Genomic DNA, 26276 nt, shown 5'->3' with positions numbered 1-26276 from the left:
TCAGCCGTTGGGCGCGATCGGGTCAGGTTCTTCGATCACCACCATCGCGCCCGCGACGTCGCCGTCGTGGGTGAGCGACAGGTGGATCTTGGCGCTGGGCAGGAACTCTGCGGCCTCCCCGTGCAGCTTGATGGTGGGCCGGCCCCACGCGTCGTTGACGACTTCCACCAGTTCGTAGGCGTTGTCGCCGACGGCGGGGGGCCGCGCGAACCGCGAGGCCGCCCACGCCTTGATGACCGCTTCCTTCGCGGCCCAGCGGACCGCGTAGTGCCGGGCCGGGTCGGTACTACGGGATTCGCAGTACCGACGCTCGGCCGGGCGGAAGCTCGACTTCATCGCGGTGCCGGGCATTTTCAGCTGCTCGGCGAACTCCGAGATCGTGACGACGTCGAAGCCGATGCCCAGGATCGCCACTACCGGCACCCGGGCTTTCCGGTGCGGTACACGCTGTCGGCGCCGAGACGCGCATCCTCGTCGAGGAGCATGTCGGCCTCGAGCTGACGCGACACCTTCGCCGGCACCGAGTCGCCGCCGAGGCGACGGTCGGCGGGACGCTCGTACAGGTCGGTGCCACCGCACATCGCGGACGCCAGGCGGCGCTGTCCGTCGACGGTGCGCTGCTGCGCCTGCGCGAGGTAGGTCGCCCGCCGCTCCGCCGGGATCGACTCGACGAACGCCTGCGGGTGCACGACCGCGATCAGGCCCGACACGTGACCGAAGCCGAGGCTGGTCAGCAGGCCGGCCTTGAGCGGCAACCGGTCACCGAACCGCAGCGGGGTCCGCGGCCACACCAGGTGCGAGAACTCGGCCATCTTGTCGTCGACGCAGTCGAGGCTGCGGTTCGGCGGGACGATGCCCTGGCCGAGGACCTGGCACAGGCCGATCAGCTGGAACGCTGCCGCGCCACCCTTGGCGTGACCGGTGAGCGTCTTCTGCGAGACGACGAACAGCGGGGCACCCTCGCTGCGGCCCAGGGCCGCCGCCAGACGCTCGTGCAGTTCGGCCTCGTTCGGATCGTTCGCCGCGGTCGAGGTGTCGTGCTTGGAGATCACCGAGATGTCGTCCGCGGTGACCCCGAGCGCCGCCAGCGACAGCGCCAGCTGCGAATCCTGGCCGCCGCGACCGGCGCCGAGCGCACCGATACCGGGGGCCGGGATCGACGTGTGGACGCCGTCCGCGAACGAACCGGCCCACGCGACCACACCGAGCACCGGCAGACCCATCTCGAGCGCCACGTCGCCGCGGGCCAGCAGGATCGTGCCGCCACCGGCGGACTCGACGAAGCCGCCGCGTCGACGGTCGTTGGCCCGCGAGAAGCGCTTGTCGTCGATGCCCTTGGCGGCCATGTCCTCCGACTTGGCGGTCGCCGACATGTCACCGAAGCCGACGATGCCCTCGATGCCGAGGTCGTCGAAGCCGCCGGCGACGACGAGCTGCGCCTTGCCGAGCTTGATCTTGTCGACGCCCTCCTCGACGGAGACCGCGGCCGTGGCGCACGCCGCGACCGGGTGCACCATCGCGCCGTAGCCGCCGACGTACGACTGGACGACGTGCGCCGCAATGACGTTCGGCAGGGCTTCCTGCAGGATGTCGTTCGCGCGGGACTCGCCGAGCAGCGTGTCGATGTACAGCGAGCGCATCGACATCATGCCGCCCATGCCGGTGCCCTGCGTGTTGGCGACCAGCGACGGGTGCACCCAGCGCAGCAGCTCCGACGGGGTGAAGCCGCCGGTGAGGAACGCGTCGACGGTGGTGACGATGTTCCACAGGCCCACCCGGTCCACGGAGCCGGCCATGTCGGCGGGGATGCCCCACTTGGTGACGTCGAACCCGGTGGGGATCTGGCCACCGACCGTGCGGGTCAGCTTCACCTTGCGCGGCACCCGGATCTCGGTGCCGGCCTTGCGGGTGACGGTCCAGTCGCCGGACTCCGGATCGCAGGCGGCGACCGTGTTCTCCGGGTCGGAGTCGACGAACGCGCGGGCCTCGGCCTCGGAGCCGACGACGAACGACAGGTCGTTGTCGAGGAACACCGACGTCAGCAGCGGCGCCGTGTTGTCGACCATCGCGCCCTCGTCGACGTACGTGCGGATGCCGCAGCGTTCGACGACGGTGTCGTGGTAGCGGTCGGCGATCTCCGCCTCCGGGACCAGGTCACCGGATGCGACGTCGTACCAGCCGGGGGTGGGATCGTTCTCCCACGCGACCAGCCCGGTGTTCCACGCCAGTTCGAGGACGCCGGCCGCCGACAGCTGCTCGTCGACCTCCATCTCGAAGCGGGTGCGCGACGATCCGTAGGGGCCGAGCTCACCGGCGCCGACGATGACGACCAGCTCGGACGGGTCGACGTCCAGCTCGGTCCACGCCGGGACGGGGGCGTCCACCGCGCGCGGCGGGGACGGCAGGGCCGCAACGGTATTCGCGTCCTTCTCGGAAGACTGTGCCTCACCGGCCTGCTCGGCGGCCTCTGCGGCCTCCTTCGCCAGCGCGGGCAGATCCAGGTCGACCTCGGCGAGACCACCGGTGAGGTCCACCAGTCGCGGCGCCTGCGCGGCGGCCGCCTTGGCGTCCGGCGTGCACGAGCTCAGCAGTTCGGTGGCCATCTCGTCGGTGGACCAGGTGCGCACACCCTTGGCCTCGACGGCCTCGACCATCGGGTCGTTGCCGCCCATCAGCCCGGTGCCGCGCACCCAGCCGATCAGGGCGTGGACGAGGGTGACCCGCTCGGCCCACGTGCGCTCCGCCGACCAGCGGCCGACGACCGCGTCGAGTGCGGCCTTCGACTCGCCGTAGGCGCCGTCGCCGCCGAACAGGCCACGGTTCGGGGAACCGGGCAGCACGACGTGCAGGTGGGTGTCGACGTCACGGTCGTAGCCGATCTGCGACAGGCCGCCGATGAGGCGTTCGACCGACCACAGCAGGACCCGCATCTCCATCTCGGCGCGGGCACCCGCGTCGGACAGCTCGCCGGCCACGCGCGGCGCGGCGAACGGGAACAGCATCGTCGGCGTCATCGCCTCCTTGACGAGCTTCTTCGCGCCACCGGCCGATTCGGTCTGCACGCCCCCGACCCACTCGACGAGCGCGTCGACGTCGGTGTACGACGCCATGTTCGCGGGCACCACCCACAGGGCGGCACCGGCGCGAGCGTGCGCGGCGTACAGCTTGCGGTAGAAGCCGAGACGGCCACTGTCGAGACGCGACGTGGTGACCACGACCGTGGCACCGCCGGCGAGGAGCTTGCCGGCGACCGAGGCCGCGATCGAGCCCTTGCTGGCGCCCGTGACGACCGCGATCTCACCGGTGTACTGCCCGGTCTCGTCGGCCGGGGCGATCGCGAGTTGCGCGATGCGGCCGTAGATCTCGGCCAGGTCGGTCCGGGACTCGGCGGCGGCACGCTGCTGCCACCACTGGGCGTGGGCGGCGACAGCGGCACCGGCACCGTCGAAACGGTCCGCGGTCAGCTCGGTCTCGCCGGTCCAGGCGCGGGCCAGGTCCTCGCGGGCGGTGGCCCAGCGGTCGTCGACGAGGACGGCCTTCTTGGCATCGAACGCGGGGGCGACCAGACGCGGCCAGTCGGAGCCGAGCTCCGCCGACACCAGGTCGACGAGCGCGGTGTCGTCCGCGGCGACCGCGGCGGCGGCCGACTCGCTGAACCCGAGCTGCTCGAGCACGAGACGGGCAGCCGACGCCAGCACACCGTTACGGCCGGTGATGGCCTCGGTGAACTCGCCGAGGGCGGCGGCGTCGACGGTGCCGCCCGCTCCCCCACCGGCAGCCGGCATCGAGACCGCCACACCACGACGGCTCGCGACGGACTGCACGGCGGCGTCGATGACCGCGTCGACGGCGCTGCCGTCGGCGATCGCGCCCTCGTGCAGGCCACCCATCGCGCCACCGCGGACGGACGAGCCGTCACGGGTGCCGAGCGCGACCTCCGCGGTCACGTGGTGGGCCCAGCCGTCGCCGAGCTGCCACACCTTGGTGACACGGTCCGCGATCGCGGCCGGACGCTTGCCGGACGGACCGAACACCTTGCGCAGGTGATCGCCCACCGAATCGGACAGCACCGGGCCGAACGGCTTGTAGGTGCGGGCCATACGGTCGACGGTGACGGCCAGCGAACCCATGTCGGCGTCCGCGGCACCGTCGATCGCGCCGAGCGCCAACTCGGAGCCGAGGTCGACGAGCAGCTGGTTGCGACGCGAGGACACGCCGTCGCACAGCGCCTCGATCGTGTCGGCCGGACCGATCTGGTCCGGGCGCAGCTTCGTCCACAGCGCGATGAGCACCTTGGTGGCGTCGGCCGCCTTGAACACGATGTCGTCGGGTCGAGAAGTAGCAGCCCCACCGGCCGGCGCGGCCGGAGCGGCCGGAGCGGCAGCCACCGGAGCGGCGGCAGGTGCTGCGGCCTCGGCAACGGAGTCGTCCGCCGGTTCATCGTCCACGGGCGCCGGGTCGACGTCGGTGCTGTAGACGACCGCCGCCTCCCGCTCGATGTTGAGGACCTCGAGGACGGTGTGGGCGTGCTCGGGCAGCTTCATCGTCTGCGATGCCAGGTTCGCGACGGTCGGGGTGGCACCCAGACCGATCTCGACGAACCGTTCGACACCCAGACCGCCCTCGGTCTCCGCGGTGAACAGCAGGTCCTGCGTCTCGATCCAGCGGACCGGGGACGCGAACTGCCAGGCCAGTAGCTCGATGAGCAGCGTGCGGGTCAGCGCGACCGGGCGTGCCGCCCAGGAGTCGAAGTCGGCGAGGACGTCGGCCAGCTGCTGCGACGGCACCAGGTCGGCGATCTCCTGGACGAAGTCGCGGCCCAGGTTGAACAGCTTGGGCACCAGGTTCGGGATGTAGCGGCCGATGAGCACCGACGGGTCGATGTCGTGGGGCAGCAGCTCGTCGAGCTTGGCGCGGAAGTCGTCGACGCCGCCGCGGAGCACCGTCGAGTGGAACGGCACGTCGATGCCGGGCACCAGGATGAACGCACGCTTGCCGCCGAAAGCCTCACGGCGGATGTCGATCTCGCGTTCGAGCGCCTTCAGGCCCTTGACGGTGCCGGCGATCGCGTACTGCGAACCCTTGAGGTTCAGGTTCACGATCTGCAGGAATTCGTCGGTCGCGTCGGCGACCGACGCGACGAACGCCTGCAGTTCGTCGTCGGCGACACCGATCTGCGACGGGCGGATCGCGGCCATGCGGTAGCTGCTGCGGCCGGCACCGTCACGCGGCACCAGCTCGTGCATCGCCGAACCACGCTGGAACACGACCTCGAGCAGCGCCTCGAGCGGCAGCACTCCGGCGACCGCGGCGAGCGCGTTGTACTCGCCGACCGAGTGACCGGCCAGGAACGAGCCCTCCACGTACGCACCGGATTCGCGGAGTTCCGCGACCTGGGCGACACCGAGGGTGGCCATCGCGACCTGCGTGAACTGGGTCAGGTGCAGGACACCGTCCGGGTGCCGGTGCTCGACACCACGGGCCTTGACCAGGGTCGGGTTGTCGCGGACGACGGCGAGGATCGAGAAGCCGAGGGCCTCACGGGTGTGCTTGTCGGCACGCTCCCACACCTCACGGGCGGCCTTGGACCGGGAGCGGGCGTCGAGGCCCATGCCCGGACGCTGGATGCCCTGACCGGGGAACGCGTACACGGTCTTCGGGGCGGCGGTGCGGCCGGTGGCGACCATGACCAGGTCGCCGTCGACTCGGCAGCCGACCTCGACGATCTCGTCACCGCGGTCGGTGGCGACCCGGTCGACGCGGACGTCGATCTCGGCTCCAGGGCGGACCATGCCGAGGAAGCGGGCGGTCCACGCGGTCAGGCGGCGGGCCGGCGTCTTCGACGTCGGATCGAGCGCGATGACGGCCTGCTGCGCGGCAGCCGACAGCCACATGCCGTGCACGATCGGGCTGCCCAGACCCGCGAGCAGGGCCGCGGCGTCGGACGTGTGGATCGGGTTGTGGTCACCGGAGACCCGGGCGAACGCGGCCATGTTGCGCGGCGCGACCATCGTCAGGTCGCGGCGACGGCGACGCGGGGTCTCCGCGACGTCGGCGGACAGCGATCCGCCGGCGCGGGCCGGGTCGGCCAGTTCGCCGCGGCCGGTGCGGCCGCGGATCGCGAACCGCTCGGTGAGGGTGGCGACGGCGGGGGCGTCGAGGCCCTCGCCGAGCATCGCACCGAGCTCGACACGCACCTCGACGACCCGACCCATGTCGGTGTCGACGACCTCGCCGGCCTCCGCGCGGACCACGAGAATGCTGGTCTCCGACGGCAGTTCGCCGACGAGGTCGACGGCGTGGTCGAGGTGGACCAGGTCGAGCATGCCCTCGATGACGTGGACACCCTCGGTCGTGGTCGCGGCGCCCAGGGTGGCGAACACGGCGGGCCAGCAGGCGCCGACGACGACGTCGGGCACGGCCGTGCCGCTGGTGCTCACGGTGGCGGGCAGGCCGACGCCGGTGACACCGGCGTGGTCGGCGATCAGGTCCGGCGTCCACGCCAGGTTGATGTGCGCGACACCGCCCTTGACGGCCGGCAGGTCCTGGCCGGCGGCGACACCGAGCAGCGCCGACATCGACGCCTCGGCGTCGGCCGCGGTGACGACGGGGGCACCGCCGTCGTGGACGCTGGCGGGCACGGTGATCCGGATCTCGACGGCCTTGCCGAGCGCCAGCGGCACCGTCAGGTCGACGTGCTCGGCGTCGGCGACGACGAGACGGGCACCGGTCTCGTCGTGGCTGGCGACCGTGTCGGACTCGATGGTCCACTCGGCGACCTCGCCGAGCCGGCGGACCGGGTTCTGGGTCAGGCGCGCCGCCCACAGCACGTCGGGTGCGGTGAGGACGGCGTCGAGCAGACCGGTGCCGAAGCCGCCGTGGCGACGACCGGCGACCAGGGCCGGGACGGCACCGGCGGCGAGCAACTCGTCGGCGGTGGCCTTCTCGAAACGGTCGAGGAGGTCACCGACGGGCTCGTCGGCGCGGGTGATACCGGCAACCGCGACGGTGCCCGGAATGATGCACACCTGGTCGGCGGTGTAGCGCGGATCGTGGGCCTGCCACAGCGAATCCGAACGCCACCAGCGGCGCACGTCACCGTCGACGACGGGCACGAAATTGACCGGCTTGCCGGGCGTCTTGCACAGCGCGACGAAGAACGGGACGTCGGCCGGGTGCAGGACGGTGGTGGCGTAGTCGGGGTAGGCGGCCTCGAGCGCGCACAGCGCCGCGAACGGCTGGTCGAGCGTCTCGGTCTCGGCGAACAGGGTCGCGATCGGGCCGCGGTCGTTGCGGTGCAGACGGGCCTCGGCGCGCTGCAGCATCTCACCGAAGCGGTCCCGCCAGGAGACGTCGAGCCACACCGACGTGGTGGCGTCGGCGATCGCATCCTGCAGGTCGCCGCCGCAGTCGAACGCCTGCGGAGAGTCGACACCCACCGCGAGCTCGAGGTAGCGGCGCAGCCACTGCTGGTAGGTCATGGCGGCGACGTCACCGAAGTACGGCTTGGCGGTCACGTCGAGCGCGGCGATGATCTCGTCGCGACGCTTCGCGACGGCGTCGGCGTCACCGGCGACCTCGTCGAGCAGACGGCCCGTGCGCGAGGCAGCGTTGTCGATCTCGTGGATGTCGGCGCCCAGCTGGCTGCGGCCCGACGCCATGCCGCCCTCGGCGGTGCCCGCACCGACCCAGTCCGGGGTGCCGGGGGTGTCGACGAGCATCTGCTTGACGTCGGCGGAGGTGGTGGCCTCGAGCGTCGCCATCGCGGCGGTACCGACGAGGATGCCGTCGAGCGGCATCGCCGGGAAGCCGTAGTCGGTGGCCCAGCGGCCGGTCAGGTAGTCGGCGGCCCGCTCCGGGGTGCCGATGCCACCGCCGACGCACAGCACCAGGTTGTCGCGGGTGCGCAGCTCGGCGTACGTGTCGAGCAGCAGGTCGTCGAGGTCCTCCCACGAGTGGTGGCCACCGGCGCGGCCGCCCTCGATGTGGACGATGACCGGGAAGTCCGGCACCTCGTTCGCGATGCGGATGACCGAGCGGATCTGCGCGACGGTACCCGGCTTGAACGCGACGTAGCTGAACCCGGCCTCGGTCAGCTCGTCGATGATCGTGACGGCTTCCTCGAGTTCGGGGATGCCGGCGGTGACGACGACACCGTCGAACGGGGCACCGGCGGCGCGGGCGCGCGGCACCAGGCGCTTGCCGCCCACGTGCAGCTTCCACAGGTACGGGTCGAGGAACATCGAGTTGAACTGGACGGCGCGGCCCGGCTCGAGCAGGCTCTTCAGGCCCTCGACGTTCTCGGCGAAGATCGCCTCGGTGACCTGTCCGCCGCCGGCGAGCTCGGCCCAGTGGCCGGCGTTCGCGGCGGCCGCGACGATCGCCGGGTCGACGGTCGTCGGGGTCATACCGGCGAGCAGGATCGGCGAACGGCCCGTCAGTCGGGTGAACGCGGTCTCGACGGCGACACGACCGTTCGGGAGCGCAATTGCCTTGGGTGCGAACTCGGTCCACGCGCGCGGCACCTCGGGGGTGGCGCCCGGCGTGAGCAGGTTGCGGTGGCCGCCGCGGGTGGAGGCGGCGACGATGCCGACGCCCTGACCGCGCAGGCCCGCGGACGTCATGCGGGTGAGCAGGTCACCGGGACCCAGGTCCAGGATCCACGCGGCACCGGCAGCGGTCGCACCGTCGACGGCGTCGACCCAGTCGACCGGGTCGACGAGCACGGCCTGCGCGAGCGTGCGCACCTGATCGGCGTCCAGGCCGCAACGGGTGGCCCAGCCGCCGATGATGTCGACGGCCTCGTTCAGCGCCGGATGGTGGAAGCCGACCTCGACCGGCAGCGACTCGAAGACCGGGGCGAACACTGCGCCGCCACGGGTCTTGGCGTCCCGCGCACGGGTCTCGTCGGCGGCGATCTGCTCGCACCGCTGCTGCACGCGCGCCAGCTGTGCGGGCGGGCCGGCCAGCACGACGCGGCGGCGGCCGTTGCGGATCGCCAGAACCGCGGCCCGGTCCTCGTCGACGTTCTCGGACAGTTCGGCGACGATCGCGGCGAGACGCTCCGGGTCGACGTTCGACACGGCGAGCATCGGGGTGCGGTCGGCGGTCGCGATGATGCCGCGACGACGACCGACGAGACCGGAGGCGGCACCGATCAACTGCGCGGTCGCGAGCAGTGCGGCGTCCGCGGCACCCTCACCGGAGACGGCGGCCGCGGCGATCAGGCCCTGCGAGTGTCCGATCGTGGCGACCGGCGCGTTGACGGCCGGGTCCAGGCCCTGCTGCTGCAGCGCGCGCAGCGCGGCGAGCTGGGTGAGGAAGACACCGGGCAGCGAGACCGCGGCGGACGTCAGCGCGGCAGCCGACGGCACAGCAGCGCCGGCAACGCTCTCATCGTCCGCGAGTTCCTGCTCGAGGATCCACGCGATCGGATCGAAACCGACCGGCCGCACGACGAGAAGATCCTGCGCGACGGGCTCGAGGATCGTGGCGGCCTCGTTCACCAGGTCGGTGAGGGCCGGCTCGAGCGCGCTGTCGCGGGTCAGTTCGGCGAGGGCACTCAGCCACGGGGCGCCCTGGCCACCGAAGGCGAGCGCGTAGGGCTCACCGGCACACAGCCGGTCCACGAGCGGGGACTGCGCGGCGGACCGGACGGGCGTCCGATCGGTGCGGTCGTTCGAGGGTCGTCGATTTCCTGCAGTGTCGTCGATCGTCACTGAAGTGAGTCCTCTCCTGGCTCCCCGATGGGAGGTAGGTCGTGTGCGGCCGCCCTCGAGACAGAGCGAATCCGGGCACGTAGAGGTTGGCACAGAATCATGAGGGAAGCCTCACGTTTGACCGGGGGTGCGTTTCCTACCAGCGAGTACCGAGTGACTTTGCGCACAGGCCCGTCGCGAAGTGACCCGTCGGTAGGCCGGGTAACCGCGGGTCAGGTGGCATGCGTGGACGACCTCGAACCTGAGGAAACCCTCACGTTGATTGTTATCAATTCGTTACCACTTGACTCGGGGGTGTCGGCGTGCGCCGGAGGGTTTGTCGGGGGCTCGGTCTACGGTTCGCCGCACGACCGAACACATGGGGGGAACCATGGATACAGACAAGGTCCGGGCACTCGTCGACGACACGCTGCCCGGCGCACCTGCGGGGTGGCCGACGGGATGGCCCGGTGAGATCGAGGCCGCACTGCTCGACGCCGTCTTCTCCGCCCGCGCCACGTACGGCGGTCCGGCGACCGGGGTACGGCGGGTGATCGGGCGGTGGCGGGAGCACCGCGGCGACGCCCTGAACTCGGTGTCGACGCTCGACTCGCTCCCGGCACTCGCGGCGTTCACCGACGACCCGGAGGCACTGGCCGAGATCCTCGGCAACCGGCAGCGGGTGCCCGGCAACTACACCACCAAGGCCGAGGCCGTCGCACTCGCGGCGCGGGTGCTGGCGTCGGCCGGAGTCACGTCGGCGTCGGACATCGGCGACGGGCGTGTCGCGTGGGACGCGGTGACCTCCGTGCCCGGCCTCGGCGCGCTCACCTGGGAGACGTTCGTCCTGCAACTCGGCCTGCTCGGACCCCGCGCCCTCGCAACGATGTCCGGGTTCGTGTCCGACGCGGTCGGATCGCCGGTGTCCGACGACGATGCGCTCCAAGTTTTGGCGGCGGTGTCCGAGACGCTCGGAGTGGAGTCGTCGGCCCTGCTCGGCGCGGTGTGGCGGCACGGGCGCTGACCAGGGATTCCCGTCGGCCGGTCCGGTGATTCGGGGACCGGCCGACGGTGGCGTAGGCTGTTGACCGCTCGCGCGAGTGGCGGAATTGGCAGACGCGCTGGATTTAGGTTCCAGTGTCTCAGGACGTGGGGGTTCAAGTCCCCCCTCGCGCACCACGAATGTTCGACCTGCACGCCGGAGTCTGCGGCACTGTCGCAGGACGAGTCGCACCGTCGCAGGGCGAATCCGCACCGAGAACCCCTGTGACACTGGCAGACGCCCTGCGACAACCGCTCAGTCGCGGTCGGTCTGGAGTTCCGCGATGCGACTCCGCAGCCGGTCGATCGTCATGCGGATGTGCACGATGAGCCCGGCATTGCTCTCCTGTATCGAGGGAATACCCGACGCGTCGTACAGTTCCCGCCGCGTCACACATCTTTTCCCGGGATCACACACGCAATCAGTGCGGAGAACGTGTGTGATGCCGGCAGAACGTGTGTGACGCCGACGGGTGCTGCCGCAGGGCGAGTCGCACTGTCGCAGGGCGAATCCGCACCCACAACCCCTGCGACGGTCACACAGGCCTTGCGGCAACCGTCAGGCGAAGGCTCCGCGTGCGACGACGACCTCGCCGCCGACGACGACCAGCGACGGCTGTGACAGGATCTCGGGCCCGGTGCGCGGATCATCCTCGTACACAACGACATCGGCGCGAGCACCGACCGAGAGTCCCCCGCCACCGAGCCAGTCCTGGGCGTTCCAGCAGGCGGCGCCGAGGGCCTCGGTGGGGGTCATGCCGGTCTTGCCGAGCGCGGCGACCTCGTCGGCGATGCGGCCGTGCTGCACGTGTCCGCCGGCGTCGGTGCCCGCGTAGACGGGGATGCCGGCGTCGCGGGCGGCGCCGACGGTGTCGTTCACGCGGGCGTGCAGGTCCCGCATGTGCGCGGCGTAGACGGGGAATCGGGTGGCGCCGTCGGCGATCTCGGGGAAGTTCGCGATGTTCACCAGCGTCGGAACCAGGGCGGTGCCGTGCTCGGCCATCATCGCGATGGTGGTGTCGGTGAGCCCGGTGCCGTGTTCGATGCAGTCGATGCCCGCCGCGATGAGCCCGGGCAGGGCGTCCTCCCCGAACACGTGCGCGGTGACGCGGGCGCCGACGGCGTGCGCGGCCGCGATCGCGTCGACCAGCACCGCGTCGCTCCACAGCGGTGTCAGGTCGCCGACCTCACGGTCGATCCAGTCCCCCACCAGTTTGACCCAGCCGTCACCGGCGCGGGCCTGACGGACCACCTCGTCGGGCAGCTGCGACTCGTCCTCGAGGTCGACGGGCAGCCCGCGGATGTACCGCTTGGGGGCGGCGATGTGCCGTCCGGCACGAATGATCCGCGGCAGCCCGGGCACGTCGTCGAGCCCGCGGGTGTCCACCGGCGAACCGGCGTCCCGCACCAGCAGTACCCCACGGTCCCGCTCGACAAGAGCCTGCGCGAGCGCGCCGTCGAAGTCCTCGGCGCCGCCGCCGTAGCGGATCCCGATGTGGCAGTGGGCGTCCACGAGCCCGGGCAGGATCCACCCGGACGTGGACACCGTCTGCGCACCCGGCACCGGCTCGTCGACGAACACCCCGCCGGCGACCCACAGTTCGACCGGCTGCTCGTCGGGCAGGCCGACACCGCGCAGGTGCAGCACGCTACTTCTTGGGCAGCTTGAGCTGCGACAGGTCGAAGCCGTCGAGTCCCGGGGGCAGTTCGTCGAGGCCCTTGGGCATGTTCGACAGGTCCGGGAATCCGGCCGGCATCCCACCGGGCATGCCGGGGAAACCGCCGGGCAGGCCACCGGGGAAGCCGCCCTTGATCTTCGGCTGCGTCGGGCCCTTGCCGCCCTTCTTCCCCTTCTTGCCCTTCTTGCCCTTGATCTGCTTGCGGGAGCCGGGCATGCCGAGGCGTCCGGCCATCGCGGCCATCATCTTGCGGGCCTCGAAGAAGCGGTCGACGAGCTGGTTGACGTCGGAGACCTTGACGCCGGAGCCGTTCGCGATCCGCAGCCGGCGCGACGCGTTGATGATCTTCGGGTTCTCGCGTTCGGCCGGGGTCATGCCGCGGATGATCGCCTGGATGCGGTCGAGCTGGCGCTCGTCGACGTTGGCGAGGGCGTCCTTCATCTGGCCGGCGCCGGGCAGCATGCCGAGCAGGTTGCCGATGGGGCCCATCTTGCGGACGGCCATCATCTGTTCGAGGAAGTCCTCGAGGGTCAGTTCGCCGGAGCCGATCTTGGCGGCGGTGGCCTCGGCCTGCTGGGCGTCGAACACCTGCTCGGCCTGCTCGATGAGCGTGAGCACGTCGCCCATGCCGAGGATGCGGCTGGCCATGCGGTCCGGGTGGAAGACGTCGAAGTCCTCGAGCTTCTCACCGGTGGACGCGAACAGGATCGGCTCGCCGGTGACCTCGCGGACGCTGAGCGCGGCACCACCGCGGGCGTCGCCGTCGAGCTTGGTGAGCACGACACCGGTGAAGCCGACACCGGTCTTGAACGACTCGGCGGTGTGGACGGCGTCCTGGCCGATCATGGCGTCGAGCACGAAGATCGTCTCATCGGGCTGGACGGCGTCGCGGATGCCCGCGGCCTGCGCCATGAGCTCCTCGTCGATGCCAAGACGGCCGGCGGTGTCGACGATGACCACGTCGTACTGCTTGGTGCGGGCTTCTTCGACACCGGCGCGGGCGACCTCGACGGGGTCTGCCGCGGAGATGCCGAGCGGGTTGTCGCCGCCGCCGATCGAGGTGCCGGGGTGCGGCGCGAACACGGCCGCGCCGGCACGTTCACCGACGATCTGCAGCTGACTGACGGCGCCGGGACGCTGCAGGTCACACGCGACGAGCAGCGGCGTGTGGTCCTGATCCTTGAGCCACTTGGCGAGCTTGCCGGCGAGGGTGGTCTTACCGGAACCCTGCAGGCCGGCCAGCATGATGACGGTCGGCGCGGTCTTCGCGAACTGCAGCCGACGGGTCTCGCCGCCGAGGATGCCGACGAGTTCCTCGTTGACGATCTTGACGACCTGCTGCGCCGGGTTCAGGGCGGCCGAGACCTCGACACCCTTCGCGCGCTCCTTGATCTTCGCGATGAAGGCGCGGACGACGGGGAGCGCGACGTCGGCCTCGAGGAGTGCGAGACGGATCTCGCGGCACGTGGCGTCGATGTCGGCTCCGGAGAGTCGACCCTTGCCACGCAGATCCTTGAGGGCTCCGGTCAACCGGTCGGAAAGGGATTCGAACACCGAATGCGCTCCTGAGCTCTGTTCTGGTCTGGGTGCAGGCCGTTACTGGTCACCGCCCAGGGTAGCGGCTGGGGGTGCCGGCACCACGGACAGCACGGCTTTCTCGAGGCGGTCGCGGGTGTCGCCGTCGGCGAGACGGAGGCAGAACGTGTCGACGACGGACGCGCCGAGGGTACTGACCGTGGCCCAGCGCACGTCCGCGCCGTGCCGTTCGAACACGCGCGCGAGACGTCCGAGCAGCCCGAGCCGGTCCTCGGCACGCACCTCGACGACGACGTCCCCGCCGTCGCGGTCGAACCACAGCACCTTCGGCGGGGCCAGCGCGTACTGGACGGGTACCGCGGTCCCGGTCCGGTCGCCGAGCGTCCGGTTCGCGAGGCTCTGCCGTTCCTTCTCGTCCAGTTGCGCGACGACGTCGACGTCCCCGGCGATCGCCCGCAGCAGGTCCTGGCGCAGCAGCACCGCGTCCGGTGGCGACCCGAAGCGTGGGGCGACGACGAACCGGTTGATCGCCGCCGGACCGTGGTGGCCGAGGGACGCCGACAGCACCCGTAGCGACGCCGACGCCAGCACCCCAGCCTCGTGGGCGAGGAGTCCGGGCGTGTCGGGGGCGACGATCGTCACGATGTGGGTGTGGGCGGCGGTGCCCGCCTCGAACGTCACGTGGATGCCGCCGTGGGCGGCGACGTCGACGAGTGCCGGGTCGATCGGGTGCGGTGCCGGTGCCGGTTCCCCGGCCATCGCGAGCCGGCACCGGCGCACCAGTTCCCCGACGAGCGACGCCTTCCATTCCCCCCACACGCCGGGCCCGGTGGCGAGCGAGTCGGCCTCGGCGAGGGCGTGCAGCAGTTCGAGCAGGATCGGGTCGCCGCCGAGCGTGTCGACCACCAGGTGCGCGGTCGCCGGGTCGTCGAGGTCGCGGCGTGTCGCGGTCTGCACCAGCAGCAGGTGGTGGCGCACCATCGCGGTGAGCACTGTGATGTCCGACGGCCACAGCCCGAGCCGGGCCCCGATCCGGGCGGCCAGTTCGGCCCCGACCTCGGAGTGGTCGCCGCCGCGGCCCTTCCCGATGTCGTGGAGCAGGGCGCCGAGCAGCAGCAGGTCCGGGCGGGTGACGCGGGTGGTCAGGGCCGCGGCCTGCGCGACGGTTTCGACGAGGTGCCGGTCGACGGTCCAGGTGTGGACGGCGTCGCGCGGCGGCAGGTCCCGCACCGCCCCCCATTCGGGCAGCAGGCGTCCCCACAGCCCGGTCCGGTCGAGGGCCTCGATCGTGGCGGCCACGCGCGGGCCGGATCCGAGCAGGACGAGGAAGTCGGCGAGCGCCCCGGCCGGCCACGGCTCCCGCAGCTCGGGTGCGTGGTCGGACAGCCGGGCCAGGGTCGACGCCGAGATCGGCAGTCCGGCCGACGCGGACGCCGCCGCGACCCGCACCAGCAGCCCGGGATCGCGTCGGGGGCGGGCGTCGCGGGCGAGCACCACCTCCCCCGCCTGGTCGACGACACCCTCGTCGAGCGGCCGGCGCAGCGGTCCGCGGCGCAGCGCCGACAGCCCGCGTCGGGGCAGCGCGTTCCCGGCGGTGCGCAGGCCGACGTCGACGGCATAGCCGACGGTGCGGGCGCTGTCGCTGAGGGTGCGGGCCAGGTCGAAGCGGTCCCCGATGCGCAGGGCCGCGCCGATCTCGTCGGCGTCCTGCGCCCGCACCTGTTCGCGGGGACGTCCGGCGACCCGGTGCAGTTCGGTGCGGACGTCGAGCAGTCGCCGGTGCGCGAGCGCGAGCCCGCCGCCGGGGGCGTCGGGGCCGGGACCGGGCAACCCGTCGGTGAGCTGCGCGAGGGACAACGCACCCAGCAGTTGGATGTCGCGCAGCCCGCCGCGGCCGTTCTTGAGGTCGGGTTCGGCGCGGTGCGCGATCTGCCCGGACCGCTCCCAGCGGTCATGGGCCTGCGCGACGAGTTCGTCGAAGCGGGAACGGATTCCGGTCCGCCACTGCCGGCGCACGCCGCCGATCAGCAGGGCACTGAGGTCGGCGTCTCCGACGATGTGCCGGGCCTCGAGCATGCCGAGGCCGGCGGTGAGGTCGGATGCGGCGACGCGCAGCGCCTGCGGCACCGTCCGCACACTGTGGTCGAGTCCGATGTGCCCGTCCCACAACGGATACCAGAGCTTGTCGGCGATCGACGACAACTGTTCGGGGTCGACGTCGTCGTGCAGCAGGATCAGATCCAGATCCGAGTACGGCAGCATCTCGCGGCGTCCGAGACCGCCGACGGCGACGATCGCGAGACCGGAGTCGGGGCGGATACCGAGATTGTGTCCCTGTGTGGTGAGCCAGAATTCGTGCAGGTCGACGAGTGCGTGCCGCAGGTCGGCGGCGTCGAGGCGGTGGCCGCGGGTGGCCCCGGAAAGCAGGCGGTCACGAGCGCGTGCGAGATCGCACGCGTCGTGACCGGCCCGGGACCCGGAAGGGTCAGATCGCATCCACTCCCCGCTCCCCGGTGCGCACCCTCACGATCGACTCGACCGGGGTGATCCACACCTTCCCGTCGCCGATCTTGCCGGTGCGGGCGGCCTCGACGACGATCTCGACGACCTTCTCGGCGACGGAATCGTCGACGACGACCTCGACACGCACCTTCGGGACGAAGTCGACGGAATACTCGGCCCCGCGGTACACCTCGGTGTGCCCCTTCTGCCGCCCGTAGCCCTGGACCTCGCTGACCGTCATTCCGAGGACACCGGCCTGTTCGAGTCCGGTCTTCACGTCCTCGAGCGTGAACGGCTTGACGATTGCGGTGATGAGCTTCATATCCCTCATGCCTCCCTGACGGCAACAGTGGCGGGCGCAGGCGTTGTGCGACCCGGGATCGGGCTTCCGGCGAGTGCGACGAAGTCGTAGGCGTTCTCGGCGTGTTCGCTCTCGTCCACCCCGCGAGCCTCCGCCTCGGTACTGACCCGCAGTCCGATCGTGGCCTTCACGATAAGCGCGATCACGGTGGTTGCAACGGCTGAGTAGAGCAACACGGCACCTGCACCCACGATCTGACGCCACATCTGGTCGAATCCGCCGCCGTAGAACAGCCCGTCGACGCCGGCCGGTGCGGTGTCGGTGGCGACGAGGCCGATCAGCAGGGTGCCGAGCAGACCACCGACGAGGTGGACGCCGACGACGTCGAGGGAGTCGTCGAATCCGAAGCGGTACTTCAGTCCGACCGCGAGCGCACACACCGCGCCGGCGACGACACCGATCACGAGCGCGCCGAGCACGTCCACCGACGAGCAGGCCGGGGTGATCGCGACCAGGCCGGCGACGATGCCGGACGCGCCACCGAGGGTGGTGGCGTGCCCGTCCCGCATCTTCTCCACCAGCAGCCACGCCAGCATCGCGGCACACGTGGCGACGACGGTGGTGACGAACGCGGCACCGGCGACACCGTTGGCGGCGAGCGACGATCCGGCATTGAACCCGAACCAGCCGAACCACAGCAGTGCCGCACCGAGCATCACGAACGGCAGGTTGTGCGGACGGAACGGGGTCCGCGGCCAGCCGCGACGCTTGCCGAGCACAATCGCCAGCACGAGTCCGGCGACACCGGCGTTGATGTGGACGGCGGTACCGCCCGCGAAGTCGATCGCCTTGACCTGGTTGGCGATCCAGCCGCCGGTCGCCGCGGTGACCCCGTCGAACGAGAACACCCAGTGCGCGACCGGGAAGTACACGACCGTCGCCCAGATTCCGGCGAACAGCAGCCACGCCCCGAACTTCATGCGATCCGCGACCGCACCCGAGATGAGCGCGACCGTGAGGATCGCGAACATCGCCTGGAACGCCACGAACACCAGCGCCGGGATCGTACCGACCAGCGGAATCGACGCGGCCGCACCGGTTTCCGCGTCGACCAGATACTGCCCGCCGAACAGCCCGCGCAGACCGAAGAACTCGGTCGGGTCGCCGATCACCCCACCCTTGTCGTCCCCGAACGCCATCGAGTAGCCGAACAGCACCCACAGGACGCCGACCACACCCATCGCGCCGACACTCATCATGATCATGTTCAGGACGTTCTTGGCGCGCACCATGCCGCCGTAGAAGAACGCCACCCCGGGCGTCATCAGCAGCACCAGTGCGGCACTGATCAACATCCACGCCGTATCCCCGGTGTCCGGGGTTCCGAGAACGGGAAAGTCCACCGTGAGCCTCCTCGTCAGTCTTGTCGGTCTGTTCCGAAAGACTGCTCACGTGGTGTTTCCGCCGTGGTGTCGGCGCGTTTCGGCTGCGTGAACGGATCAGCGGGGTGTGTTGCGATCGGGTTTCACGCGTCGCACGCGGTGTCCCGGCTGGGGTGACCGGCGACGAGTTCGGTGTCGGCCGGGACGGGCCCGAGTTTCGCCGATCCGCCAGGCGAACCGAGCGCCGCATCCGCACCGGGCAGCGGTTCGTGGAAGAACCGGGCGTTGTCGTCCACGTACTCGCTCCACTGCGCCGGGACGTCGGCCTCGTAGAAGATGGCCTCGACGGGGCAGACCGGTTCACAGGCCCCGCAGTCGACGCACTCGTCGGGGTGGATGTAGAGGGCCCGGCCACCCTCGTAGATGCAGTCGACCGGGCATTCCTCGACGCACGACCGGTCCATCACGTCGATACAGGGTTCGGCGATCACATAGGCCATCGGTTCCTCCTGATGTTCGATTGCATCCGAGACACTTTCACCGGCATATCACCGAGTCGACCGTTCCGACTCGGAAACGGTCTGCACGGCAGCCCGATGCCACCCGACGTGCTTCTCCGCCCGGAGCCGATCGACCATGTGCGGATAGTGCAACTCGAACGCCGGACGCTCCGACCGGATCCGGGGCAGTTCGGTGAAGTTGTGTCGCGGCGGCGGGCAGCTGGTGGCCCATTCCAGGGAGTTGCCGTAGCCCCACGGGTCGTCGACGGTGACGACCTGCCCGTACCGGTAGCTCGTGAAGACGTTCCACACGAACGGGATCAACGACGCCCCGAGCACGAACGAGCCGATCGTCGAGAACGTGTTCAGGAACGTGAACCCGTCGGACGGTAGATAGTCGGCATACCGGCGGGGCATGCCCTCGTTGCCGAGCCAGTGCTGGACGAGGAACGTGGCGTGGAAGCCGAGGAACGTCAACCAGAAGTGCCATTTGCCGAGGCGTTCGTCCATCATCCGGCCGGTCATCTTGGGGAACCAGAAGTAGATGCCGGCGTAGGTGGCGAACACGATCGTGCCGAACAGCACGTAGTGGAAGTGGGCGACAAGGAAATACGAGTCGGTGACGTGGAAGTCCAGTGCCGGGCTGGCGAGCATCACCCCGGTCAGGCCGCCGAACAGGAACGTCACGACGAAGCCGAGGGAGAACAGCATCGGCGTCTCGAACGTCAACTGTCCGCGCCACATGGTGCCGATCCAGTTGAAGAACTTCACCCCGGTCGGCACCGCGATGAGGAAGCTCATGAACGAGAAGAACGGCAGCAGCACGGCTCCGGTGGCGAACATGTGGTGCGCCCACACCGCCGACGACAGGGCCGCGATCCCGACCGTCGCGTAGACGAGTCCGAGGTACCCGAACACCGGTTTGCGGGAGAACACCGGGAAGATCTCGGAGACGATGCCGAAGAACGGCAACGCCACGATGTACACCTCGGGGTGGCCGAAGAACCAGAACAGGTGTTGCCACAGGATCGCACCGCCGGTGGCGGGATCGAACAGGTGCGCGCCGAGGTGTCGGTCCACGAGCAGGCCGGCCAGTGCGGCCGCGAGCAGCGGGAACACCATGAGCACGAGGATCATCGTGACGAGGATGTTCCAGGTGAAGATCGGCATCCGGAACATCGTCATGCCGGGGGCGCGCAGGCACACGACGGTGGTGATCATGTTGACCGCACCGAGAATGGTGCCGACCCCGGAGAGCAGCAGTCCGGTGACCCACATGTCGGCGCCGAGTCCCGGTGAATGCAGGGCGCTGCTCAGCGGCGCGTACGCGGTCCAGCCGAAGTCTGCGGCACCGCTGGGGGTGAGAAAGCCGCCGACCGCGATGGTCGCCCCGAACAGGTACATCCAGTAGCTCAACGCGTTGAGACGAGGGAACGCGACGTCGGGGGCGCCGATCTGCAGCGGCAGAATGTAATTCGCGAAACCGAACACGATCGGGGTCGCATACAGCAGCAGCATGATCGTGCCGTGCATCGTGAACAACTGGTTGTACTGTTCGTTGGACAGGAACTGCAGTCCCGGACGGGCCAACTCGACGCGCATCAGCAGCGCGAGCAGGCCACCGAACATGAAGAACCCGATCGACGTGACCATGTACATGATTCCGAGCATCTTCGGGTCGGTGGTCGTGATCGCCTTGTAGGCGAACGAACCCTTGATACCGGTCCGGGCAGGGTACGGGCGGACGGCCTGGCGGGGTGCGGCTGTGGATGTCATGGCACATCCGGCCCCGGGATCACGTCGATCATGGTTCACCTCCGGCAAGCGACAGCTTTTTTAGAGGAACGCGTTCCTCTAAAGTCTTACCGTATGCGGGAGCAGATGGGAACCGGTTCCTCCGACGGCACGGCCGAGGGCGCGACGCCGAATCGACGCGCGCAGTTGCTGCAGGATCTGCGGACCCGATCGGAACCGGTGACAGCGCAAGAGCTGGCGCAGGCCCACGGCCTGCACGTGACGACGGTCCGTTTCCATGTGGACGCATTGATCGCGGCGGGGCTGGTTGCAGCGGCATCGGAGAGCCATCCGCGGCGCGGACGCCCACGGATGCTGTATCGGGCGGTGACAGCGTTGAGGCCGGACGTCTCCCCCGGCGCCGGGTATGAACTGTTGGCGCGGGTACTCGCGGAGCATTGGTCGGGGCCGGCCGACGCCGATCCGACGCAACGCGCAGAAGCGGCCGGGGCGGCGTGGGCCGCGGAGAATCTGGCGGACGGGGTGGACGGCGATCCTGCCGTGGTCGTCGCGGCATTGTTTGCCGAAATGGGGTTCTCGCCCGTACTCGAATCGAGCGCTGACGACGCACGCATCGTGCTGCACGCCTGCCCGTTCGAAGCGGTAGCACGAGCGAATCCGACAGTCGTGTGCGCTCTGCACCGCGGTCTTGTCCGCGGGGCACTCGACAAGCTCGGCGCCGGCGACACCGACAGTCGGCTGATCGCGTGGGACACGGAGCGGACGTGCGTGGTGGAGCTGATGCGGGTGAATCATCACACGCCACCGATGCCGGGATCCGCCAAGCGCTCTACCCGGATTCATGATCGGGGTGAACGAGCACAATGAGGCCGTGCACACCGGCACGGACGAGGAGCGAGGAACGGGATATTGCGGGCGTGAAGCAGCCGCCTCAATGAGGCCGTGCCGCTTGGGCACGGACGAGTCCCGGCGTCGCGGGTACGCCTGCCAGAACTCATCGCCTCAATGAGGCCGTGCCGCTTGGGCACGGACGAGATGTTCTTGAGCAGGTTCCAGGGGGCGTCCTTGCCGCCTCAATGAGGCCGTGCCGCTTGGGCACGGACGAGCCGCACCTCCCCACGCCTGCCTCAGCAACTCCGTGCCTCAATGAGGCCGTGCCGCTTGGGCACGGACGAGCGGACGGGGTTGAGGCTCACGTCTCCCTCGACGAGGTGCCTCAATGAGGCCGTGCCGCTTGGGCACGGACGAGCCGTCGTTGCGGTATGCGACCGCGAAGCCACAGAAGCCTCAATGAGGCCGTGCCGCTTGGGCACGGACGAGCCGGGCGAGTTCATGCGCGCAGTCCAGGACTCCCTCGCCTCAATGAGGCCGTGCCGCTTGGGCACGGACGAGGTCGCCCTCGTGACCCGGCGCCCGCAACGGTGCGGGGCCTCAATGAGGCCGTGCCGCTTGGGCACGGACGAGGCCACGGGCGGCGGCGGCCAGGTTCGAGGGGGGTCGAGCCTCAATGAGGCCGTGCCGCTTGGGCACGGACGAGGGGTCCGCGGCGAGTTCCCGCACGTCCCAGCGGTCGCCTCAATGAGGCCGTGCCGCTTGGGCACGGACGAGATGTTCGCGGACGGGTAGTAGGTGTTGTTGCTCGTGCCTCAATGAGGCCGTGCCGCTTGGGCACGGACGAGGGCACAATCCCCTTCGCGCTCAACGCGTTACACAGGGCCTCAATGAGGCCGTGCCGCTTGGGCACGGACGAGGGCGTTGCTACATCTGCCAGAGGGCGAACGGTGCAACGGCCTCAATGAGGCCGTGCCGATTGGGCACGGACGAGCGAGATCAGCCCGCGGCCACCCCGTCGACGGCTTCTGCCTCAATGAGGCCGTGCCGCTTGGGCACGGACGAGCGCCGCTACATCGAGGCCAACCCGCAGGCCGTCTCGCCTCAATGAGGCCGTGCCGCTTGGGCACGGACGAGCGCGGCCTGCACCATCTGGCAGAACACGTCGTACGGGCCTCAATGAGGCCGTGCCGCTTGGGCACGGACGAGCTTTCCAGGCTCAGGACCGCAAGAAGGTCGTCCGAAAGCCTCAATGAGGCCGTGCCGCTTGGGCACGGACGAGCAGCTTGCGGAGGGCGGGCCGCCACGCCTTGTTGTGGCCTCAATGAGGCCGTGCCGCTTGGGCACGGACGAGCGGTGAGGTCCACGGCCCCGTCGCGGGTGAACACGCCGCCTCAATGAGGCCGTGCCGCTTGGGCACGGACGAGCCGTCACCGACTGCGACGGGCCCTCACTGAGAGCGCCTCAATGAGGCCGTGCCGCTTGGGCACGGACGAGAGGTACCCGTGTGACTCATTCCGCTGCCCCCTCGAGGCCTCAATGAGGCCGTGCCGCTTGGGCACGGACGAGATGTTCGACCAGGGTGGAACGACGAGGAGGAACGATGGGCCTCAATGAGGCCGTGCCGCTTGGGCACGGACGAGCACGGCACGGACTACCGAGCCGCGCAGGGCGCCGCCGCCTCAATGAGGCCGTGCCGCTTGGGCACGGACGAGCCCCTCCGGATCGGGCCGGGAGGGAATCGGGGGCCAGAGCCTCAATGAGGCCGTGCCGCTTGGGCACGGACGAGGCCGTCGACCTTCGTGCTGAACGAGGGTGTGATCGCGCCTCAATGAGGCCGTGCCGCTTGGGCACGGACGAGCCCGCGTCGACGACGCCCTCGAGTCCTCCCTCGGCCGGCCTCAATGAGGCCGTGCCGCTTGGGCACGGACGAGCCGCAGCCCGGACAGCGGGCGCGGCCCGCCGAAGTCGCCTCAATGAGGCCGTGCCGCTTGGGCACGGACGAGGGCCGCGAGCGGCTGGCCGGATACCTGGGCATGACGCCTCAATGAGGCCGTGCCGCTTGGGCACGGACGAGGAGAACGCGATCAAGAGCGCGACCAGCCGGATCGAGCCTCAATGAGGCCGTGCCGCTTGGGCACGGACGAGCCGGTCAGGATCTCGCGTACACGGCTGATGGAGAGTGGGGCCTCAATGAGGCCGTGCCGCTTGGGCACGGACGAGCAGGGATGATATTGGACAGATCTGTCCAAGTGCAAGGCCTCAATGAGGCCGTGCCGCTTGGGCACGGACGAGAGCGGCCATCGGACGGCCCCCTCCTGTGAGCGAAGCGCCTCAATGAGGCCGTGCCGCTTGGGCACGGACGAGGGTCGTCATCGTGGCGGACGGCCACCCACGGATGGTTCTCGCCTCAATGAGGCCGTGCCGCTTGGGCACGGACGAGTCCGCATCCGACAGCATCGACTCGGCGCACTCGTGGCCTCAATGAGGCCGTGCCGCTTGGGCACGGACGAGCTGAGACGCCCGGACGACGTAAGCGCACGGCCCGCGCCTCAATGAGGCCGTGCCGCTTGGGCACGGACGAGCTCGGCGGCCGGCAGGCCGTCGTCGATCCCGGAGGAGCCTCAATGAGGCCGTGCCGCTTGGGCACGGACGAGACGTTCGGCCTTGGTTGCGCTCGCTGCGGCCTTCTTGCCTCAATGAGGCCGTGCCGCTTGGGCACGGACGAGAGCTCCCGAAATTTGGGGTGTTTGACCTGCAGAAACAGGCCCTCTCGCGAGAGGCATCCGATACACAGTGTCACATGCATCCGAGATTTCACTATCGACTTGTCAATGTGCGTGCTGAGCTGGGCGCGAGCGGTCCCCAGGGATTCCGTACCGCACGGACCGCTCGCGTTCATACGATCACGGCCCCGGATGGCGGCATGAGCCTCGGGACACCGATGGTTTCGATGGTGGTAGCCCCTTCGACTGCACCGAGGTTGACGTGCACTACGGAGTCCATGCCCAAATCCATCTGGGAGTGAATCTCGGCCCGCCAGCGCGCAAACTCGATGCCCGACAGGTCGCACAGGAACACCGAGTACTGGATCCGAACCCCGTAGGCCTCCATAACCTTGCAGACTCGCCTGAGCCGCTTCGGATCCCGGATGTCGTACGCGATCAGGTACCGTCGCCGCGCCATCTCGTCACCTCGTCGTCATCGGTACGTACTGGTCGATCTCGCCGATCATGACGCCCGCCAATATCCTCGCCTGCACATCCAAGACCCTTCGGTAGCTGATCTTGTACTTGAACACCGGATGCGTGACTACCGTGTCCATCCGACGTTCGTAGGCGCGAAGCACCGACTTACGCCCGTTCGGAGTCAGCCAGGCTGCATCTCCCTTCCTGGTGAAGTCGCTCTCGGAGATTTCCCCGTTGTTGAGCACGTTGATCACCACGGAGTCCGCGATCAGCGGCCGAAACTCCTCCATCAGATCCAACGCCAGCGCCGGACGACCGTAGCGGGGACGGTGGTACACGCCGAGATACGGGTCCAAGCCTACTGCCAGGCAGGTGGCCACGATGTCCTTCACCAGCAGCGCATACGTGAATCCGAGTAGAGCGTTGACGGGGTCTGGAGCGGGCCGGCGACGTCTGCCGTTCTCGTCGAAAGTGGCCGCCATCGCCTCCGAGGTCGACAGCATCGACGAAAACCTCGAGAAGTAGATCCGCGCAGCTGTCCCTTCGATCCCCAAGAGCGATGCTGCGGATTCTGCCTGTTCAGCACCCTTCACAAGTGCACCCAACTGCGCCACCTCTGCGGCCACGTCCCCACGGGCATTACGGCGCAACAAAGTCCGGGAGTTCTTGATCTTGCCGACGATCAGCTGTTTCGCGACATCGAATCCGCCTTGCGCGTGCACGATCAACTGCCGTCGCCGCAACTCGACGTACTTCGACATCTCTCCCTGAGCCCATCCGCGCAGCCAACCGCCGTACGAGAACCAGAGAACCGGCGCTCCCGCCGACCACAACTCCGCCAGTGCTTGCGAACTGACCTGAACATTGCCGTACACGCACAGCTGCGACACATCGATCAATCGGGTCTCTACCAGCACACGATCATCCTTGGTGACCCGCAACCGTCCACCTCGGATCCCCACTGCCGCTCCAGCTTCGGTGACGTAGACCGGACGCGTATCCGGATCTCGCGGCAAGATCGTTCGTGCCGGTCCGTCCTCGCGGGCGAGGAGCGCATTCGTCTCGTCGGGTAAGCAGAGTCCGACCAGTGAGCATTTCGGGCACTTCCGGCTACCGACGAGCGGCAACGGCGGGCGCGGCTCTGCGGCGACGCGACGCGCCTCGTCGAGGACCTGCCGAACCTCGTCGAGCGCTTCATCGTCGACGTCCACAGATACTCGTTGATGCGTCTCCGCGTAGTAGAGAACTGCCTCGTCGACGAGGTAGCCGTTGTCACGCAACAGCGCAGACTGGGCGAGAACCTGGATGCGGTCGGCGGGCCAGGGACGCCCGTCTTTGCCTGGCCGGCCTTTCTTGACATCGACCGGAACCACGGTCCCGCCTCTGCCCTCGATCCGGTCGACGACCGCGACCAGTCCGAGGCGGCTGGATTCCAGCCGAACCGACGTCGCCCGACCGAGGAACTCGACATCGTCGGGTGACGGTAGAACGCCAGCTTTGCGGTCGACCTTTCGGTGAGTCCAATCCCCCTGCACCGTGTCTTCGCTGTCCGCCCACCGAGAGTCGACCCACTCCAAGTAGAACAGCCTCGGGCAGTAGACGAACTCGTTGAGCATTCGCGCCGGCAACAGATCCGGCTGTTCGACCATGTCCTCCACGTGAAGTACCCCCTCCGTAAATCTGATCAATCAGACAAACGCGCACACGATCATCATGAACGAACCCCCACCGCCCGGTATTGGGCCTTACCCCCGGATAGTGGACACAGGGGTGGATTACGCTGCGTCGCCGATGCTATCGGAGAAGTGGCGTTCGTAGGCGTTCGGGGATGTGTTGTCGCAGTAGGAATGCCGACGTCGCGTG

The 26276-nt window shown here is 69.5% G+C and carries 14 protein-coding genes, 1 tRNA gene and 1 CRISPR repeat array; of the genes, 3 read left to right on the top strand and 12 right to left on the bottom strand.

The features are described from left to right. Positions 1-414: a holo-ACP synthase AcpS gene (acpS, locus tag E0497_RS04455; protein ID WP_137723589.1), complete on the bottom strand. Its 414-nt coding sequence runs from the start codon at positions 412-414 to the stop codon at positions 1-3. Next, on the bottom strand, positions 414-9719 hold the full coding sequence (locus E0497_RS04450; RefSeq protein WP_137723588.1) for a type I polyketide synthase: 9306 nt from the start codon (positions 9717-9719) through the stop codon (positions 414-416). The genes acpS and E0497_RS04450 overlap by 1 nt, the downstream gene beginning before the upstream one ends. A gap of 370 nt (positions 9720-10089) precedes the next feature. Here E0497_RS04450 and E0497_RS04445 point away from each other — a divergent pair, with 370 nt between their 5' ends. Together E0497_RS04445 and E0497_RS04440 are read left to right on the top strand one after the other, a co-directional pair. After that, positions 10090-10722: a hypothetical protein gene (locus E0497_RS04445; protein ID WP_137723587.1), complete on the top strand. Its 633-nt coding sequence runs from the start codon at positions 10090-10092 to the stop codon at positions 10720-10722. A gap of 70 nt (positions 10723-10792) precedes the next feature. Then, positions 10793-10877, top strand: a tRNA-Leu gene (locus E0497_RS04440). A 118-nt stretch (positions 10878-10995) separates the two neighbouring features. Here the strand turns inward: E0497_RS04440 and E0497_RS20390 are convergent. From E0497_RS20390 to ctaD, 8 genes are all read right to left on the bottom strand, one after another. After that, positions 10996-11133, bottom strand: a complete 138-nt coding sequence (locus tag E0497_RS20390; RefSeq protein ID WP_161987386.1) for a hypothetical protein — start codon at positions 11131-11133, stop codon at positions 10996-10998. Between the two features lie 165 nt (positions 11134-11298). Further along, the gene (locus E0497_RS04435; protein WP_137723586.1) at positions 11299-12387 is read right to left on the bottom strand and encodes an amidohydrolase family protein; all 1089 of its coding nucleotides are present in this window, start codon (positions 12385-12387) and stop codon (positions 11299-11301) included. 1 nt (position 12388) lies between these two features. Then, positions 12389-13972 (bottom strand): signal recognition particle protein, encoded by a 1584-nt coding sequence (gene ffh, locus E0497_RS04430; RefSeq protein WP_137723585.1) that lies wholly within the window; start codon positions 13970-13972, stop codon positions 12389-12391. Between the two features lie 42 nt (positions 13973-14014). Beyond that, positions 14015-16450 carry a [protein-PII] uridylyltransferase gene (locus E0497_RS04425; RefSeq protein WP_137723584.1) on the bottom strand — a complete coding sequence of 812 codons (2436 nt, stop codon included), beginning with the start codon at positions 16448-16450 and terminating at the stop codon, positions 14015-14017. Further along, positions 16440-16778, bottom strand: coding sequence for a P-II family nitrogen regulator (locus tag E0497_RS04420; protein WP_137723836.1), 339 nt, complete (start codon positions 16776-16778; stop codon positions 16440-16442). The genes E0497_RS04425 and E0497_RS04420 overlap by 11 nt, the downstream gene beginning before the upstream one ends. 5 nt (positions 16779-16783) lie before the next feature. Further along, positions 16784-18112, bottom strand: coding sequence for an ammonium transporter (locus E0497_RS04415; protein WP_137723837.1), 1329 nt, complete (start codon positions 18110-18112; stop codon positions 16784-16786). A 170-nt stretch (positions 18113-18282) separates the two neighbouring features. Beyond that, positions 18283-18639, bottom strand: coding sequence for a ferredoxin (fdxA, locus tag E0497_RS04410; RefSeq protein WP_137723583.1), 357 nt, complete (start codon positions 18637-18639; stop codon positions 18283-18285). 48 nt (positions 18640-18687) lie between these two features. After that, positions 18688-20415: an aa3-type cytochrome oxidase subunit I gene (gene ctaD, locus E0497_RS04405; RefSeq protein WP_137723582.1), complete on the bottom strand. Its 1728-nt coding sequence runs from the start codon at positions 20413-20415 to the stop codon at positions 18688-18690. 30 nt (positions 20416-20445) lie between these two features. Here ctaD and E0497_RS21070 point away from each other — a divergent pair, with 30 nt between their 5' ends. Next, on the top strand, positions 20446-21261 hold the full coding sequence (locus E0497_RS21070; protein WP_421958303.1) for a helix-turn-helix transcriptional regulator: 816 nt from the start codon (positions 20446-20448) through the stop codon (positions 21259-21261). A 61-nt stretch (positions 21262-21322) separates the two neighbouring features. Continuing rightward, a CRISPR array of direct repeats spans positions 21323-23954; the repeat unit is 36 nt; unit sequence GCCTCAATGAGGCCGTGCCGCTTGGGCACGGACGAG. Between the two features lie 169 nt (positions 23955-24123). On the opposite strand, the gene cas2 is transcribed toward E0497_RS21070, so the two are convergent. Both cas2 and cas4g/cas1g read right to left on the bottom strand, forming a co-directional pair. Further along, on the bottom strand, positions 24124-24411 hold the full coding sequence (cas2, locus tag E0497_RS04395; RefSeq protein ID WP_137723581.1) for a CRISPR-associated endonuclease Cas2: 288 nt from the start codon (positions 24409-24411) through the stop codon (positions 24124-24126). A gap of 4 nt (positions 24412-24415) precedes the next feature. Further along, on the bottom strand, positions 24416-26062 hold the full coding sequence (gene cas4g/cas1g, locus E0497_RS04390; RefSeq protein ID WP_206663624.1) for a CRISPR-associated endonuclease Cas4g/Cas1g: 1647 nt from the start codon (positions 26060-26062) through the stop codon (positions 24416-24418). Positions 26063-26276: the final 214 nt, after the last annotated feature.

Origin of the sequence: Prescottella subtropica (genome assembly GCF_005434945.1) — a bacterium.
Taxonomy (GTDB): Bacteria; Actinomycetota; Actinomycetes; order Mycobacteriales; family Mycobacteriaceae; genus Prescottella; species Prescottella subtropica.
The sequence above is the reverse complement of the archived record's forward strand: the minus strand, read 5'-3'. Positions and strand labels throughout refer to the sequence as shown.

What these genes read in the sequence shown, in the direction of transcription:
- ctaD (WP_137723582.1), bottom strand. Translation starts at nt 20,415, where the DNA reads ATGACATCCACAGCCGCACCCCGCCAGGCCGTCCGCCCGTACCCTGCC.
- fdxA (WP_137723583.1), bottom strand. Translation starts at nt 18,639, where the DNA reads ATGGCCTATGTGATCGCCGAACCCTGTATCGACGTGATGGACCGGTCG.
- E0497_RS04420 (WP_137723836.1), bottom strand. Translation starts at nt 16,778, where the DNA reads ATGAAGCTCATCACCGCAATCGTCAAGCCGTTCACGCTCGAGGACGTG.
- E0497_RS04445 (WP_137723587.1), top strand. Translation starts at nt 10,090, where the DNA reads ATGGATACAGACAAGGTCCGGGCACTCGTCGACGACACGCTGCCCGGC.
- E0497_RS04415 (WP_137723837.1), bottom strand. Translation starts at nt 18,112, where the DNA reads ATGTTGATCAGTGCCGCACTGGTGCTGCTGATGACGCCCGGGGTGGCG.
- cas4g/cas1g (WP_206663624.1), bottom strand. Translation starts at nt 26,062, where the DNA reads ATGGTCGAACAGCCGGATCTGTTGCCGGCGCGAATGCTCAACGAGTTC.
- E0497_RS04425 (WP_137723584.1), bottom strand. Translation starts at nt 16,450, where the DNA reads ATGCGATCTGACCCTTCCGGGTCCCGGGCCGGTCACGACGCGTGCGAT.
- E0497_RS21070 (WP_421958303.1), top strand. Translation starts at nt 20,446, where the DNA reads ATGGTTCACCTCCGGCAAGCGACAGCTTTTTTAGAGGAACGCGTTCCT.
- cas2 (WP_137723581.1), bottom strand. Translation starts at nt 24,411, where the DNA reads ATGGCGCGGCGACGGTACCTGATCGCGTACGACATCCGGGATCCGAAG.